Here is an 18852-nt window from a genome sequence, read left to right as displayed (position 1 = left end):
AAATTTATCCTACCATTTAACTATTTCTTTGTAGAACCATGAAATATAGTTAAATTTACAAAAGGTAAATCCTTTGTAAAACCAGTTGAACTAGTAAATACACAGCCAGTGCATAATCCAGCAGGATTTTTTTCAGTATTAGCAGTATTCTGAATTGCCATAGTTACTTTGGTTGGTGTTGCAGAATAACTATCTTTAATATAGCTGAAGAGTTTCATTTCTGCATGATTATAATTAGATATTGGTCGCCCTTGATCGTTAACTCCCATTTGGATTGACTTTACACTTTGAGTATCACTAACAATAACTTTATATGTATTTCCATTAATATTTACAGTTGTGGGAGCATTTCCACTCCAAGACTTACCACTTACCGCAAGAATATTTTCAGTCCCTTTTGACGTCTGAACTTTAGCAACTGCAATCGAAATAGTATTTGAGTTGATTTTATCTTTGTTTCCACTCAACCAAGTAGGATGCAAAGCAATTGCATTTCTAATAGAATTTGGATCAAGAGCTTGATCTTTATTATTATCAAGTAGTTTTGCTGTATATCTAGAACCAGCAGATTTAGGTTGAGTTACATGCACCATAGAGCCAACTTGAGGAATATAGCGGCTAAATCCTACTGATGCAATTTCAGCTAAAGCAATTAAACGGCTAGGATCATCACTACTCAAGCTTGTTCCAGTAATTAAAGTTATTACGGCACTACCAACGGTAACACCATTGCCGATAATTGCCATGGATTTAACTTTATCCAATCCTGCTGCAATTTGGGCATGTGTAGCTCGATCTGCTTCCAAATAAGCTGTATATTTTTTTTGGCAATCTGCTGTTGATAAACCAATATTGCTACAGTTGGTTTTTTGCCAATATTCAATTTTTTCAAAGCTAGCATATAGACTCCCAAGATTTCGAATATTTTTATCTGCTTGAGTAAAACCATTAAACTTAGCCCATGTATTAAATCTACTATATTCAGAGTTATAAAAGATTTTATTTAATCTATTAAGCTCATTTCGAGTTCTTTCTCCCTCAAAAAGGTCTTTCATTCCATTAATACATGCGGTACTGTCTGCAATCGCACAATCTGTTCTCAAACGATCATCATTTACTTTACTTATATTACTCGCAATAGCCCACATATCCCCACTACACTTGCCTGCACTACCACCGCTACTAATACAACTGTCATAATTTGCTTTTAAATCTCTATAATTTTTCGCAGTTAAATAGTTATTACTCACAGCTAAAGATGCTGAGGAAGCTGCATACCCCACATCATATCCAACTACACCTGCTATAGTTCCTGATATTAATTTAGATGTATTGATAACCTTTTCTTGATATTTTTTGATTTCAGTTAATGAAGCATCTTTACTTGGTTGCTCTATCATTCCTGCAACAACCTCACCTACTCCAGCTCCAATTGCTCCAGCCTCACATTGTTTTTGAAGTGCTCCAGCTGCACAACCTGCCGCAATATGAGCAATTTTATGCAAAAGATATTCAAAATTTGAGGGATCTTTTACATCTAATTCTAAACCTATATTTTGTGACAACTCTGCCTGTAAAACATTAGCAAATCCAGCTAATAAGGCTGCATCAAGATTATCACTTAAACTACCACCATTTATTGCAGTATTTATTAATGCAGAGCTAGTATTATTTACCAATCCAACATAAAGTCGATCATTAAATTTTGTACTATCAATTGGCAAGTTTAGTGTAGTGCTTACCTTTTCTAAAACACCAGCAGTGATAACCGATGTTGCTAAACTTTTAACGTACTCTTTAGAACCTAATTCTTTAAGTGTCTGGCTAATATTCCCCCCATTATTCACTAAGCTTACGGAAGATTGAGTTGCAAGTGATGTCAAAGCTGCATTAACCATCGTTCCGGCAGCTGTGTAAGTTGTTACTCCAGAAACTGTAGTGGTTGCTAAAGTCATTCCACCAAATGTAGTTACAGTCCCACCTCCTGCTGCCGCAGTAGTTGTCGCTCCCACTGCTGCAGTTCCTGCACCATAAGTTAAAATTGTCACAATAATAACAATAATTGCAGCACCAGCTCCCGTCAAACCTTGAGACTTATAATCCCAATCCTTTTGAGCAAGAATAATAGAATTCCAATCTACATCATTGCGGTTAACCAAGTCTTTGAGATATTGATTACCGGGTTGGTTCGCAAGTTTTAAAATTTCATCTTTAATTTGTACTTTATTCTGATCTTTTTCACCAATTGGTATTTGAACCTCTAATCCACCTGCAGCGTTAAAAACAGGAGGGGTAGGTCCATTAAAACTTGGTAATTGTGCAGTTTCAGTAATTGAACCTTTATCTTGCATCGACTGCCAGACTACAGAATTCTTCTCCTTCTTCAGCGTTTCAGTAATATTGGTAATGGCGGGTTGAATAAATATGGTACCTCCTGACTCAATCTCAGCACCTTTCAAATACTCAAACTCCGTACCAACCAATCGTGTATCGAAGCCTGATTTTGTGCCAATATAATCTGCCTTTAATGTAGCCGGTATTTCAGAAATTTGATTACGTGTTGCACTTGTTTTTGAGTTATTATATTTTATTCCAGCAAAAGATGATTTTTTAGTAATATCTGTTTTACTACTAGTAGTCTCTTCTACAGTATAAAAATTAATATTTCCACCTGAACGTATCGATATGTTCCCACCATTTGCTTTGAAATTTCCTGAATAAATATCGATACTGTTTTTCGGATTACCTGTTTCTTTACTTTCAACAGAAATATTTTTAGCTTCTATATCAACAGACGCCGCATCTATATCATTATTTTCAGTTCTAGTTGTAATTGTTTTCTTTTTAAGCCCCCCCCAAGATCTTTTCTTTTCAATTTTTGTTGCTCGATCATAGCTTTGTTCAATAGCAGCATCAAAAAGGATATTCTTAAAAGAGTGAATATTCACATCACCATCTTGTGAAACAATTCCAGTGGCTTGTAAAACTAAATTATCATCAACTGTCATTCCTACTGTTCGAAGATTAACTCCATTTTTTGCCTTAATTAGTGAGGGATTTATGATTGTTCGCATACTGTAATTTGCATCATTCTCACCTCCTTTATCATAAAAGTCTTGAGTTCCATCAACAATAATGCTTGCATACATAGTTCTGGGCTTATTATTTTGCCCCTGAGTTATACTTGTATAATTCTGTTCAAGTGGCCCCTTAGCTTCGATATTCGCTTGTCCTAATTGTGAAATCAAATTTGATCCAGATACCGAAACCCCTTTTGAAGATATAATATCTATATTACCAGAATGACTTAATAATGATGAAGTTGAATGTTCATAACCCTTAACTGAGTTATTAAAATAATTGATATTATTTTGTGTTTCATCGATTAAAATTTTGAGCTTATTACTTGGTCCATTTATTTCAGGATATTTATCTTCGAGCAATTTAAATCGTCTATCAGCCTCATGCATCATTGACATAAATTGATTTTGTCCAATTACACTCGCATTTTGTAATGCAGTAGTTCGAAAACCCAATATATTAATTCTTTCTTGTTCATACGCGTTGTAATTCGGTTTATTCTTAATATTTAATGTTTCTTTTTCTAAATTTAACTTAAACTCATTAAGATCTGAGTTAAACTTATCTAGTCGTTTTAAAGAGATAATATTAGATATATTATTTTTTATACCATTAATTAGAATATCACCATTACTAGAAGTTATTTTGATATTTTTTTGTGCCTCCAATTGAGTTCCCTGTAATTCGATACTATTTCCTTCTAAATTAATCCCACCATTAGTAGTAATTAATTTAATAACCTCTTCAGAACCATTACCATGCGCACCACTGTAACCTATTAAGGTCAATGCACCATTTTTAGAAACGAGATCAATGTCACCCGTTGTATTTAATTTATGTACTCTCGGATCTAAAGTTAAGGCATTATTTGTCTGTATCGTTAAATTGCCATCTGTATTACTCAGTTTTGAGTCATATTTCAACAAAGCATTGCCTTTTGCGTTCAATTCCACAGACTTAGGCGTATTGAAAGATTCACCAGCTTCAACTAATATTGCTCCTGCAATAGCTTTTAAATTTTGAACGTTTATATTTTTTTCACTGGTTATAGAAAGAACTCCACTAGATGTGAGTTGACTACTTTTATCTTCACCATATATTGCTATATCATTATCGCCAACTTGGCTATTAAGAAAAATATTATTTTTAGAATTTAATGCTGTATGTTGTTGGGATGTTGTGTTTACACCGTTTAATACTAGATTTCCTTTGGCAAATAACTCGACATTTGCTTTGGCATTAATTTGTGTATCTTTAATCAGGCTGGTTCCTTCACTCTGTACTTTAACACCTCCATCATTTGAGCTTAAGGTTGCTGAATTAACATTTACATTTCCATGACCAACACTTGCTATTGTTATTCCATTTCGAGCATCAATTCGAGTTGAATCTACTGATAATGGTTGATTTTGATTAGCTGAAAGATTGATGTCTGTATTCGCCATGAATGTTACATGACCAGAATCTGAGATCGCTTTTAAATTATTTGTATTTAAGCCCCCGTTTAACGATGAAACATTGATATCTGTAACTGCCGATAGATTTGTTCCCTGATTCAGATTTAAATCTTTTTCAGATGAGGTTAAGTTAATACCTTTGTTTGATTTGAGTTGACTGTTTATGATCAACTCTTTTCCGAATAGATTAATCCCCTCCTTTGTAATGAATTGAGTTCCCGAAATATCTAGCTTGCTATTTGACCTTAAATCTAATTTCCCTGTAAAAACAGGCAAGTAAATACCTGCATTTTGCCAGAATAAATCACCTTGAGCACTTATATTAAAATTCTTAGTTTTAGTAGTTGCACCAACGTTATCTAAACCTATCTGATTGATAGAAACAGCACCAGCTCCATAAATATTCAAATCTTTTTCGGCGTTTAAGCTAGTTGAATTTATTACTATATTAGAGTTTTGCTTAGTCGTACCTAAATTTATATTTCCAGAATTTGCCCAAACATGTGTATTGTTGAGTGTTAATAAATCGCCTCCAGAGAGGTTAATATCATAGATACTTGAAATGTTTCTAACTGCAGTTGCATTCAAATTTTGTTTTGCATCAAGAAAAATCGAACCATTTACTCCAATATTAATATCATTACCAAGATTGATATTACTCGCATCAATATATAAATTTCCTCCTTCACCAAAGTTTTGAACATTAGTACTGTTCTGTAAACTCACATCACCCTTAGCACTCACAGAAATAATATTTTGGTTATCAGCACCATGCTTTTCCAAGCGAGCTTTATCCAAAGTGATGTTCTGACCAGATTCCAAGAATAAATTCCCATTGGTAATCAAAGAGCCGCTACTAACTATATCAGCGCCATCACCAGTATTGATGCTCAATAAACTATCCTGTGGATTGGTATTTTGTATTGCACCCGTATTTTCAATTTTACCCGCACTGGTGATGACTAAAGTTTGTGGGGATTGAATAGTCCCGGCATTACTCACCCCTAAACCTTTATCCGTACCGATAATAAAGATATTATTGGCATACATTCCACCAAGTGCTTTCACATCCAGTGCAAATGTTGGAGTAGTGCTATTGTCTTGATTGGGCGTAATTGAACTTAAGTCATCACTAATCGTATTTGAGCCCGTAACCACTTGTAAGGCTTGATTGGCATGAACTTGGGCATTCAGTTCAACTGCTTTGGCATAAATATCGACATAATCAGCATTATTGTTATTACCGCCCAGCCCTAAGTTGTTTCCATTTGAGCCAACATTAATTTTTCCTTGATCAACTACAAACTGTTTAATACTTCCATCAGGATTTAGCTGTGTTTTACCAGTGGTAAAAATGACCTTATTGGCATTAATAAAACCACCACCTTGAATATTAATTCCTGATGGATTGGCAATAATTACATCTGCTCGTTGTCCAGCGACCTCAAGATTCCCTTCAAAGCGAGAAGCTGCAGCAGAATTTACTTCATTTAAAATGACGCGTGCTTCTCCAGTTTGAAGATAAGGGTTTGCGCCCACTTGCCCTACAATCACTGAACCTGCACCATTACGGCTGTTGTTTAAAACGACACCGGGTTGCAATACATCAAATTGGTTATAGACGTTATGCGATACACCATTTTTAGGTGTCTGAATATTCACTACAGGTACGTTTTGACCTTGCTGATTCTGTCCCACCCCAATGATGGCTCTTTGTGAAGCTGCAGCATTTGGATCTGCCTGCATTTGTGCATAAACAGGTGAAAATGCTATAAATAAGCTCATCGATGCGACAATACTTTTAACTTGCCACAACTGATGAAATGATTTTGAATCTATAGACTCAGTTATGGGCATTGAGTGCGTACTTTGACCTGTAGCTTTACTCTGGCTTTTGATATTCTCTGCAACCGCAATAAACATATTTTTTGCTTTGCTAAAAATAATACGATAACGATTTTTATTCATTTCTAATGTTCCAAAAAGTTTTTGATTAATATGAAAAATTTAAACTAAAGCCAGTAACCCATTCTTTTTTAATGACCTTAGGTGCCTCAATACCATGCCCCACAAAGGTATCTAGATAGATACCTTTAAAATAACTGCGTGTACCAAATACACTTCCAATTAGATGACGTTGTCCAGAATAACTATTCCGTCCATTGACCCATCCTTGATCGATAGCTGCATAAAACTGAGTCGCGGGGATAGGAGAGTTCCAACTCAACTCTTGTTGTAAATAATGACCATTATCCCCTGACAGCATGAGCTCTCCATCAAAGCCTCGAACACTGTAGCGCCCACCAATATAAAAACGATCTTGAGAAACTAAAATTTTGGGTGCAAATTGTCCACGCCAATTTAAGCGGTATTGGACAGGTTGATTCAGAATTGTAAAAGGCTGGGAGTAGCGAATATCAGCACTCCAAAGCGGAGCACGTGCATACCCTTCGACAGGTAAAGGTTGGCCAAAAATATCAACAATTCTTTCTTCTGGTGCAGATTGAGCATTCAATGCCCCAGTGCCACGTCGATAATCAAGATTCAAATCTAGTAATGCATTGCCAATATATTGTCGATGTTGGAGACCAGCATTCCATCCCGTAGTTTCTCTACGCTGTACACCAACTTCTATATTCTCAATAAAATTTTGATTTTCTTTATGATAACCCTTGGTATAAATACTGGTTTTATGATGTGAACCCCGGCTGATCATACGTGTAAGTGTTAAATTACTTTGTTTAGTTTTTCCACTATATAAAATTGGAGCATCAAACCCTGCAACCTTTTGCTCATATTTATATTCATTATGAGTCGCAGATAATTCATAGTTCCGAAATGGGAATGAATAATTGATATAAAAACTTTGATTAAAATCTTTTTTCCAATCATCGAGTGAATGGCTTAAATTGATATTCAGTGAATCATTTAAATTCAATGGATTGTTGAAGCTAATCCCTAAACTTCCAATATATTCACCAGTACTTTTTGATCCTGAATTATCAATATTTAAGCTTATTCCTAATTTTTTATAAGGTCTTGAAGTCACAATAAGGTCACTATAGCCAACAAGCTCTTTACCATCTTGAGCTATAGCGGGTTCTATTTTGATATCCACATCGCGATTTGAAGTTCGTTTTAGATTTTCTAAACCTTGATCAATTTTTTTAAGATTTAAGATTTCATGATTTTTTATCGGTAATGCAGTGAAGATCTCTACCTTATTTACTGATTTATCTTTTGAAAGTATTTGATGAATTCGACCAACATGAATATTTAAAACTAGACGACCTTGAGTCAAGTCTTGTGGGTTGACTACAATTTGAGTCGTAATCAATCCTTGTTTGATCAGTTCATTTTGCGCATATTTGACTAGATTCTGTAGGCTTTGAGTGCCAATACATTGTCCGACAACAAAATTAGGCTGATTCAGATTATAGAGCAAACTATTGAAAATATTTTGATTTTTATTCAATAATGGATCATTTATAACGAAATTAAGTTGTTTTATTTCAAAACAAGGTGCTTCAGAAACAATGACAAGATCACGACTCAGTTTCTCAACTTTTTGTTGTGGCGATAAAAGTATATTTTCATCAGTTAACTTTTTTTCTAATTCATTGATGCGTTGATCTTGACGAATAATTTCTGGTGTTAAATCAACAATACCTGATTTTTTTTGTAATTCTGCTGCGGAAATGAAACATGAAATAGAATAAATTAATAAAAAAAAGTAAAAACATTTGATTCTTTCATTTTTAACAATAATCATTATAAACAGCATTAGCAATTAAAAAAACACGCAAATATAAACAAAATTTACAATTATTCACAATACTTCCACAATCTGTTAGCCTTATTTTTAAACAAAAATTAAAATAAATATATTGATAAAATTAACTATATTTTTATATACATTACTCTAGTCTGCTATATATTTTTATTTTAATAAACTTTTAAACATAAATTTGTAATCAGAAAAATTTCACAAAGGTTATACAATCATTTCTTCTTACTTCTATGACTATTTTTGAAAACTTTAATGATTTTCCTTAGCTATTTTGTTCATAAAATCTGTTAAAGGCATAGGACATCCCCATAGGTAGCCTTGAAATTCAGTACAGCCATTTTCTTGAAAGCGATTAAATTGCTCGGCGGTCTCAATCCCCTCTGCTAAAACACGCAGGTTTAAATCAAGGCCAATTTTAACAATCCCATATACCAATTTATTACACCGCTCATCTTCTAAAGCCGCTTGTACAAAACTTTGATCAATTTTGATTTGGCTAATGGGCATTTTCTGCAAATAGCTTAATGATGAATAGCCAGTACCAAAATCATCTAAAGAAAGCTGAATGCCATTTTTATGTAGAAAACCCATTTTTTCTATAACACTTTCAATATTATTTAACGCAACCCTTTCAGTTATTTCTAATATAAGTTGGGATGGAAACACTGCATTTTTCTGCAGCATGGAAGTAACGATTTGCTCAAAATTCTCTTGCATGAAATGATCAGCACTTATATTGACTGAAAGTGTAAGATCTTTTGTAGATTCATTTCTACGCCAGTCTTGTAATACTTTACTTGCCTGAATCAGTATCCAATCTCCAATTTTAGGCATTAACTCCAAAGTTTCCGCTACAGGAATAAAATCTTTCGCAGGGATATAGCCAAGTGTCGGGTGACACCAACGTAACAAAATTTCAGCGCCTATAATTTTTTCAGAAGAATTTACTTGAGGTTGATAAAAGAGCTCAAACTGTTGTTTTGAAAGCGCTAAACGTAGATCCTGCACCAACTTGTTTTCAATTTGCAACTCCAATTGCATCACAAAAATTGAGATACAAATCATTAAAGTGGCAACGGATATTGCAATCCAACCACCATAAGCTCGAATGCTTTCAGCTAAAGGTATTGCTCCATCTAAAGTAAACGCACTCCCGCTAAAAAAGATAAAAGCGGCAATGGATAAGATAATTAAAATCAGTTGTAACGCATTGGGATCTCTTCGATAATTCAAATATCCCAATATGGCTCCTGCTGGAAGAAATAAATGCGCAACTCTGGGGTGGTCTATTGTAGCGACATCAAATATTAAGCAAAAAACCACAGGAAAAACAAAGAGGACAATTTGTGAAACCAATATGCCCGCTGAAATCCGATGTATATAAATCAAAAATAAGCTGAAGATAGACATTGCTGTAAAAAAAATATCAATACAAACAATGAACCACATCTCAGCAAAGCTAAAATATATTGTCCAAAATAGGCAAAATACGATACAGATAACAATGTTTGCTTTAGCTGCAATCGTTATTTGTTGGTTTTTTATGGCGTTGAAATGTTTGTTTTGGTTTTTTAAATAGGATAAAACGACCATAAATACCCCCATTACAAATATTTATTGATCAATTATCCGCATTGTTTTATACACAATTTCAGAATCACATCAATAAACACTAAGCTATTAAAAATACTTATAATTTATAAATATCTGACTTGTTAATATGCTTGATTAGCTTTAAAAAACGAATGTCGTCTTCAATTTAGTCCCTTAAATAATTATCCATCTAGTAATCCATCCATTTATATTTTTTGACATTTATAGCGCAAAAGTTTTCAAAATCAACGTTGCGAATAATATTAAAAATAGTCGTGAAGGTAAAAAGTATTTTTTAATGAAATTGTATCAGCTCCTGCACCCTACTAAGCGAGATGTACTCAACAAACCGTTTTATTTGAAAATCCATTTCAGATACAAATGAAATATAACATGTTTTTTCACATGATATAGCGCCAACAGATGAGTAGATAAAGTAAATATATCCGCAAGCATTGTGTAGTTAAAACACCGCAATACTCATTTTTATACACTCAAATAAACAACTAAATTCACGTGAAAAAACATATTTTCTAAAATATTTCATAAACCCTACAAAACCCAATATAAAAACAATATAAGTTTTACATCTGAATAATTTTTTGGAAAAAGATCTCACGGCTCGCAAGTAAAACTTACCTATTAAAAAACAAATACATCACCATTCCTTATTGCTCAAGCCATAAGTTATACAGACTTCATCAGCACTTTTTAGCCAAAAACCTAAAAATCAAATTAAAATTAACGTATTAAAATACTTATAATTTAACCAAATTGTTCGAATAAATATTTAAGAATTTCTTTAATATTCAGAAAAATTTATCATTTGTAAAGCTGATATAGAGTTTCTTTCATAATCTGTTGTCATTTGGTCTTTATTAAAGTTTACGGACACATTCTCATCTAACTTAGGCAAGTTTGGTGTACAGCATGAAATAGGCTGTATCCAGATGCATATCAAACTTATAAATTTGCCGAGAATATTTATGCAACAGGAATTGGTTCCCAGAAGAAAGTTTTATACAAATGATTTGCTCTCAGGTTTAGTTGTTTTTTTAGTTGCTCTACCGCTCTGTTTAGGTATAGCCAGTGCCTCAGGTGCACCCTTGATTTCCGGTATTATTGCGGGTGTCATTGGTGGAATCGTTATCGGTTATTTGAGTGGTTCTCATATCAGTGTGTCAGGTCCCGCTGCTGGGCTTACCGCTATTGTTTTAACACAGCTAGATAAGCTTGAAGGCAACTACCAAGCTTTTTTATTTTGTTTAGTTTTAGCCGGCCTCATCCAATTATTTTTCGGGTTATTTCGGTTGGGGACCTATTCAAATTTTATCCCAACCAATGTGATTATGGGGCTTCTTGTTGCCATCGGATTAATCTTGATTATCAATCAACTTCCTCTGCTCTTTGGGATTAAAACCGAAATTCTTCAACAACGTTGGTCCGAAGGGACAGGCCTATTACAGCATCTTGATTATGGTGCGGCAATCATTGGTATCTCAAGTATATTCATTATTTTATTGTGGGATAAAACACCTTTAAAAAAAATGGTTGTACCCTCTGCACTTATTGCGGTCATTTTTGCGGGACTCTTAAACTATTTTTTTATCAGTACCCATTCCAGCCTCGCAGTCGGCACTGAACATCTGGTCAATCTTCCCAATATTTTTTCAGGTGTTGAATCAATTATCAGTTTCCCTGACTTCACTCAATGGAATAATCCTATAATTTATACAGGTGCCATTACGCTGGCGATCGTCGCCTCGCTTGAAACACTATTAAATCTAGAAGCTGCGGACAAAATGGATCCGCAAAAGCGTGCCTCTCCGCCAAACAAAGAGTTGGTCGCCCAAGGTATCGGAAATACCATGTCTGGTTTAATTGGAGGTATGCCGATTACCTCAGTGATTGTTCGAAGTTCAGTCAATGCAGCAAGTGGTGCAAAGACTAAATTCTCTGCAATTTTTCACGGTATTTTATTGATTATTGCGGTTTTATTTCTGACACCATTAATCAATGTTGTTCCATTATCTTCCCTTGCCGCCATTTTAATTTTAACTGGTGTGAAATTAGCCAGCCCTTCACTTTTTAAACGGATCTATGGTCAAGGATGGAAGCAATTTCTACCCTTCATTGTAACGGTTGTTGCAATTATCGCGACGGATCTACTTATCGGTATTTTGTTAGGGCTGTTGATTAGTTTTATCATTGTATTAAAAAATAATTTATTCCGTGGTGTTCGTATCATCCATGAAGCACATTTGCATGGAAATATTACCCGTATTGAACTGGCACCCAATATTAGCTTTTTAAATCGTTCCGCATTAGTTTCTGCCTTAGAGAAAATAGTCAGTGGCGATACTGTAGTGATCGATGCGTCGAATACCTATTATATTGATCCGGATGTATATCAAGTGATTAAAGATTTTAGGGATGAAACAGCTGCAGAAAATGGCATCGATGTAAAACTAATTGGCTTTAAAATACATTATCCTGAAATTAAAGAAGAAGAACTGGATATTGATGTCAGTACTCAGGAAATTCAACGACAACTTACGCCTGCACAAGTGTTTCAGCTACTCAAAGAAGGCAATCAGCGGTTCGTTAACCATGAACGGATTTATCATAATATTGCTCGTCAAATTCAAGTCACTGCACAATCTGGACAGCATCCATTTGCAGCCGTTCTAGGCTGTATGGATTCACGTGCACCAACAGAACGGATTTTTGATGTCGGTATTGGTGACTTATTTAGTTTACGGATCGCTGGAAATATAGCGGGCGAAAAAGTATTAGGCTCTCTAGAATTCGCCTGTAAGAGTAAGGGTTCCAAATTAATTTTAGTATTGGGTCATACAGATTGTGGTGCAGTGACAGCAGCTTGTCAGATGTATGAACAAAAAAAGGATATTACTCAACTCAGCGAAACCCCACATGTACAATACTTTCTTAAACCGATTATGCAGGCGGCAGAAAATGTGCATAAAGAAATGACCGATTACCAACTCACCAGTAATTTCATTCAGGCGGTGACCATTGCAAATGTACAAAATAATATTGCCTATATCTTAAGAAATAGCCCAGTACTGAAAAAGATGGTTGAAGAAGGTGAAATTGGCATTGCAGGTGGTATTTATGATGTAAAAACAGGAAAGGTGGATTTTTTATAAAGTCTATATCTGCATGATTTCGTTATGATCTGTATAAGGATATCAGCATAAAACTGGTCTTAAAGACAAGTGTAATGATCGACATGGATGTCATCTTCCCCTTTTACAAAGATCTCTAATAAATCTTTATCAGCTTTCTATTCATAGATAAAAAAAATCTAAATTTTTAGAAAAGATTAAACCTAAAGCCAATCATTGTGTTCTAAACAAAAGAAGCCTGAATATTCAGACTCCCTTATGATGCGCTTAGTGTTAGTTTTGAAAATATTTGGGTCTATTGCTTATAATATTCACTTATAAGCCTTCAAGTTTTAGACGATTGACCTGTTGACGATAAAGTGACACAGGATCTGGTCCAAACCATGCTTTTAACCCTAAAATCTGATTAATTTCATCTAGGTGTGTTTGATTATAGTCGTCTCTAATCACTTGTCCGAAATGTGCATTGCAACGGTTAACCAAACCATCATTGTCATTATTTTTATAAGATCTCGGTGCCATGGTGGAAATGGCAACGTCAATGACATCAAGTAGATTGGTTGCTTGAGCTTTACCTGTCCACGAGTAATGATAAACCCCATTACTGGTAATCTTCTGACCATTGCCACAATCAGATGGGATTGCTGCAGTTGGGAATCTTGCATTGAATTCTGCAGAACCCTTTTCACTTAATGATTTCAATGAGCGATCCAGACTAATCGGCAAATCAGGATTACCTTGTAGAAGTAACTCCACTGGAGCAACGATATATTGTCCTAAGACGGTAAATAAAAATTTCTCAGCAGGATTATCCAACATATCATCTCCCACTTTGGACCCTTTAAACGTTCCAGCAACAGCAGTGAGTGAAGCGACTTTCTCAGGTGCAATTGCTTCAATATAACGAATGGTCGGTCCACCATGACTATGACCAATCAGATTAACTTTTGACTTTCCTGAGAGTGCCAAAACTTCATCTACTTGTTGTAGCAACTGCTCGCCACGAACTTCGGTGGATTCTAGTGGAGAAACCTGTGTCGCATAAACCGTCGCACCATTACGTGCCAAATCTGGAAGAACCTGATAAAAATAATCCATCCCAAAAGCTGTCGGACCGAGTCGAGTAAAACCAAACATCCCATGGTTAAATACAACTGGATATTTGGTTTTTGCATAATCAGAAGCCACATAGTTGCTGCTAACGCTCTGTAAACCAGAAGCAAAAACTGGCATAGCCAATGTGGCCAAAGCCACAATACTAGCGGTGAGTAAAGTCTGTTTCATATATTTCCCTGCTATGTTGATTTCTTTTCTTTAGAAATAAGCATCATTCACGTTATAAATCCTCTATAACCATGCATTTTTTGTTTTTTTGCATAGTGCTCCTCATAAATAAAGCTGTCATCTAAAAGCCTTATTTACTCAATCCTATTTACCCTCCTTGGTGATAGATATATTCAAAATTCTGTAGGCACATTTATTCTGATTGATTGCATAAATGAAGTGACTGCATTTGTTTGACTAAATTACGCAGTGTCCTTATATCTTTTAGTTTTGACAGTTGCTGAATTTCTTCTTTTCGGTCTTTCTAAAAGTGTATTGAATTATTTTTCCAGTTTTTAGCTTGCTCAGTAGCTGAAACATTTTCATGATCTATCACGTTTAATCGCTTGACTGTGTAAATATTGTAAGTCGTTTACTTACCCAAGCAGATCGTCGATTTCTCAATCCATAAGGAATAGGTTTTGCAGCTTTCTCATATTTAAGAAAACCTATTGATAATATTTAAAATATTTCTGAATTTTATTAAGCAGCTGTTGGCGGCTTTGTTGTTTAGGATATGAGCCGAACAAAAAGTAACTGATCAGTTCATTTTGCTGAAAAAGCTGAGATACGACTTTAGAGATGCTGTGTGAAGCCAAGAAAATCGTCCCGCTGGCTAAATACCACCTAAACAGATACATGCGAATAGTCATCATTATTTATTGGTGAGGCTGAGGAAGGTGTGAAAGTCATTGAAAATGTAGACGGTTTAAGCTTTGACGAATTGCAGTCAATCACTGGATGCGAAGTTGATTGATGTAACTGTATAAAACCTCCCTTCGTCCCTCATGAAAGGGGGGTAACTTAAATTGCAAAACATTGAATGGAAGCTATTAGGCAACATAAGTTTTATAAGAATAATTTTGGAAAACCGTACTCGCTTCCTTATAAAATCGATTTAACTCATAGCTTGGTCTACCACAAACAACCAAGCAAACACTCAAGTTAATTAAACAATTTCTCATGGATTCATCATTTTCATGCAGCATGAGGAAATTAAAAAAATAATTGATATTTCAGCTCTAAAAGAATACCAGTCATAAAGACTGGTATTCATCATCTGTTAAGGTTTTTCACCATTTGCTAAACGCTGTTCGATCGCATCCAATACCGCAGGTAAGTCAGCAATACTATCAATTACATAATGTGCACCTGAAGCATTCATTTTTGCGTATGCTTTTTCTTTTAAGCCTAGTTGTTCAGACGCTGATAGTGCAGACCACTCTTCGAAGCTTAGCCCCACTTCATTCCCACTGACGGCCAAACCCACAGTCCAACAACCAGCGTTTAAACCTTCTTCGATGCCGACCACTGTGTCATCCACTTTCACCACATTTTTAACATCAAACACATCAAGTTCGATTAAGTTTTTCCACAACATTTCAGGATATGGACGACCATGTTTCACATCACTGGCTGTAATAGTACAGTCAGGCACATAACCTTGATCAGCTACATCTTGCACCAATTGACCAATCATCATCGAAGCATAACCAGTATTACTGCCAATTTTTGCACCACGGGCACGAATGTCAGCAAATGCCTCTAATGCCCCCGGAATCAATTTTGAGCAGCTCGGGATGCTTTTCAATTGGTATGGAATAAATTCCTGATATAAACGGTCAATATCCGCCACAGTCACTTCTGCACCATGTGCCTGTTTCCACGCATCTGCAACACGTGGCATTTTCAAAACTGCCGCAATGTGATCGCGTTTTTCCAAACCCATTGGCGCACGTGCTTCTTCAATTGAAATTTCAACTTTATTATCTGAAAATAAGGCCATAAATGCTAAAATTGGTGCACGTGAACCAAAATCTACTGTTGTACCTGCCCAATCAAAAACCACGGCTTGTAATGCTGAAGTTGAAGTGTTCATAAGTTTGTCCTATTCATTTCTCAAAGTTAAAAATAGCTATCTTGCGTAAGTTGAGTTTTGCGTAATATTTAATTTCTAATGGAAGCGCCCGCTCCTTTCAAAGGAGAGAGCTAGGGAGAGGATCTATAATCTCCCCATCCTAACCTCCGCCCTGAGCCATAAATGGCGCAAGAAAAGGAGTTTTGAATTCCAATCAAATTCGATAGTGCTCAATCGCTGTTAAAAGTCGTTCAATATCATCCAAATAAATCTCTCCGATATTGCCGATACGGAAGCAATTTAAGTCGGTGACTTTGCCCGGATAGATTACAAACCCTGCTTGTTTCAGATTTTCATACAAGGCTTGGAAGCTAAAATCGGCTTCATTTGGATATAAAAATGTAGTGATAATTGGAGATTGTGGTGCGTCTTGATCTAAGACCATTTCAAAACCAAGCGCTTGCATACCTGCGGCTAAACGTTGTTGATTATTGAAATAACGCTGATAACGAGCGGTTACTCCACCTTCTTGTTCTAATTCTAAAAGTGCTTGATAAAAAGCACGCACCACATGAGTGGGTGAAGTAAAACGCCATTTACCATTATGCTGTTCCATGGTGTTCCATTGGTCATATAGGTCTAAACTGACTGAACAAGCCAAACCTTTACACGCTTGTAATTGCTCACGTTTTGCCAAAATAAAACCAAAGCCTGGTACACCTTGGATGCATTTATTGGCACTTGAAATCAAGAAATCAATTTCAAGCTCTGCAATGTCCATTGGCACGCCACCAAAAGAACTCATCGCATCGACAATCCACACTTTGTTTTTGGCTTTGACAATGCGTCCAATCGCTTGAATTGGATTTAATAAACCAGTGGTGGTTTCGCAATGGACACATGACACATGAGTGATGCTGTCATCTTCAAGTGCTTTTTCGATATCAGCCAGTTGAGGGATTTGCATTTCAGGGTAGCGTAATTCCACCACGTCAATTTTCAAACACCGAGCCATTTGCACCATGCGTGCGCCATATGCCCCGTTATTGATAATTAAAATTTTACCATCCTTTGGAATCGCCGAACCTAACACGGCTTCTACAGAGAAACTCCCACTGCCTTGCATCAACACAGCACTATATTGTTCAGGTTTTGCAGTGGCCAACGCCACCAAACGTCTGCGGATCTCCTGAACCAATGCGTTATATTCTTTGTCCCAAGTACACCAATCACGTTGCATCACACGACGCACACTTTTCGAGGTAGACAATGGTCCCGGTGTCAACAGTAAGTATTTATTTTCAACATCGTTTTCAATTGTGTTTGCAAGTTCAATTTGTGCGTTCATTTCGCCTAACCTTTGATCAATTTCATACAGCATAAACAAATCTGGTTTAAACCAGATTACAAAATATAATTTTCTAACATTTCTTTCATAAATCCTGCGCCTGTGGTCATGCCTTTGCCTGCAATCGCACTGACAAGGAAAATATTGGTTTCAGCTTCCATCACACAAGCCAATTCCGTAGGATGAGTCAGGTAATAACCGTTCCAACGAGATTCAATTTCAGGTAGTTCTAAGCCAATATTTTCTTTGCAATATTGCAAAATGAATTGGTTAATTTCTTCACGTTGATTAAATTGTGGTAGGTCTTCAATCGGATAATATTCATGGCTATCGCCCAAAATAATTTGTCCGAATTCATTTTGTTTAATCAGGATATGAATACCGTATTTTTCAACTAAACCGATTTGCGATTCATTGCGTAAATCTTGATGACTTGGGCAAATCTCAAAAGCGGGATAACGAGAGATCGACAATCCTGAATAAATCGAAGCTTTGAGATTGACTTTTAGCGGTTTGGTTAATGCCATTTGCAAAGTACAACGCAATAAACCTTTTTGTTGTAAGAGCTCGGGATACAACAATTGTGTCTCTTCACCATGACAAATCATGACTTTATTTGCGGTAAATGTTTGACCTGATGCCAAGCGAATATGCGCCATACCTTGGTTAAATTGCGTCAGTACCACAGAGGCATTGCAATGAATGTGTACACCAAGTTTTTCGGCATATTGCAACAAACGCAGTCCCACCAAATGTGGCTCAACTGAATAATCTTCATGAAACACCATACCGCCACGTAGCGCAGTTTTTGGGTTTAAATAAGTATATTGATCAAACAGTTGCTGCTTAGACAATAGACTTACAGGAATCTGATAATCAGCTGCGGCTTGAGCAAACTCGTTTAATACTTGCCATTCAAGTTCAGTATTCGCAAGATACAAGCCATTTCGCTGTTGAAATGAAATATCGGTTTGTGCCTGAATCCGTTGATAAAATTCACGGGTTGCCAAAGCATATTCACGCCATTTCGCATCAGGACGGCTTAGCGTCGAAGTCCCAACCATGCCAAAGTTACGGCGAGTCGCACCTATAGGTTGTGCATATTTTTCAAAGACTTGTACCTTTAAACCTTGCTCTGCCGCTTGGATCGCAGCCGATAATCCTAAAATGCCTGCACCGACAATAATTAAGTCAAATTGTGCTGTATTCATTGTCTTTTCCACCTTATCTACTTTTTTTAGCACGCAAAATCC

General features: G+C 35.9%; 8 protein-coding genes. 1 reads left to right on the top strand and 7 read right to left on the bottom strand.

Going from position 1 to position 18852, the window contains the following annotated elements:
- Window positions 1–20: 20 nt before the first annotated feature.
- From FHR28_RS05950 to FHR28_RS05940, 3 genes are all read right to left on the bottom strand, one after another.
- Window positions 21–6506, bottom strand: a complete 6486-nt coding sequence (locus FHR28_RS05950; protein WP_166782152.1) for a DUF637 domain-containing protein — start codon at window positions 6504–6506, stop codon at window positions 21–23.
- Between the two features lie 25 nt (window positions 6507–6531).
- Window positions 6532–8310: a ShlB/FhaC/HecB family hemolysin secretion/activation protein gene (locus tag FHR28_RS05945; RefSeq protein WP_166782151.1), complete on the bottom strand. Its 1779-nt coding sequence runs from the start codon at window positions 8308–8310 to the stop codon at window positions 6532–6534.
- A 267-nt stretch (window positions 8311–8577) separates the two neighbouring features.
- A complete protein-coding gene (locus tag FHR28_RS05940) occupies window positions 8578–9921 on the bottom strand; it encodes a putative bifunctional diguanylate cyclase/phosphodiesterase (protein WP_166782150.1) in 1344 nt (447 codons plus the stop codon).
- 986 nt (window positions 9922–10907) lie between these two features.
- Here FHR28_RS05940 and FHR28_RS05935 point away from each other — a divergent pair.
- Window positions 10908–13091, top strand: coding sequence for a solute carrier family 23 protein (locus tag FHR28_RS05935; protein ID WP_166782149.1), 2184 nt, complete (start codon window positions 10908–10910; stop codon window positions 13089–13091).
- 294 nt (window positions 13092–13385) lie between these two features.
- Here the strand turns inward: FHR28_RS05935 and FHR28_RS05930 are convergent, their stop codons facing one another.
- The 4 genes from FHR28_RS05930 to FHR28_RS05910 all read right to left on the bottom strand — a co-directional run bounded on the left by FHR28_RS05930 (window position 13386) and on the right by FHR28_RS05910 (window position 18810).
- Window positions 13386–14354 carry an esterase/lipase family protein gene (locus FHR28_RS05930; RefSeq protein ID WP_056513849.1) on the bottom strand — a complete coding sequence of 323 codons (969 nt, stop codon included), beginning with the start codon at window positions 14352–14354 and terminating at the stop codon, window positions 13386–13388.
- Between the two features lie 1102 nt (window positions 14355–15456).
- Window positions 15457–16272, bottom strand: coding sequence for a phosphonoacetaldehyde hydrolase (gene phnX, locus FHR28_RS05920; RefSeq protein WP_166782148.1), 816 nt, complete (start codon window positions 16270–16272; stop codon window positions 15457–15459).
- Window positions 16273–16465: 193 nt separating this feature from the next.
- Window positions 16466–17599, bottom strand: coding sequence for a 2-aminoethylphosphonate--pyruvate transaminase (gene phnW / locus FHR28_RS05915; protein ID WP_154130404.1), 1134 nt, complete (start codon window positions 17597–17599; stop codon window positions 16466–16468).
- A 56-nt stretch (window positions 17600–17655) separates the two neighbouring features.
- A complete protein-coding gene (locus FHR28_RS05910) occupies window positions 17656–18810 on the bottom strand; it encodes a TIGR03364 family FAD-dependent oxidoreductase (RefSeq protein ID WP_154130403.1) in 1155 nt (384 codons plus the stop codon).
- Window positions 18811–18852 lie beyond the last annotated feature (42 nt).

The sequence above is a fragment of the Acinetobacter sp. BIGb0196 genome (assembly GCF_011759595.1).
GTDB lineage: Bacteria > Pseudomonadota > Gammaproteobacteria > Pseudomonadales > Moraxellaceae > Acinetobacter > Acinetobacter guillouiae.
The sequence above is the reverse complement of the archived record's forward strand: the minus strand, read 5'-3'. Positions and strand labels throughout refer to the sequence as shown.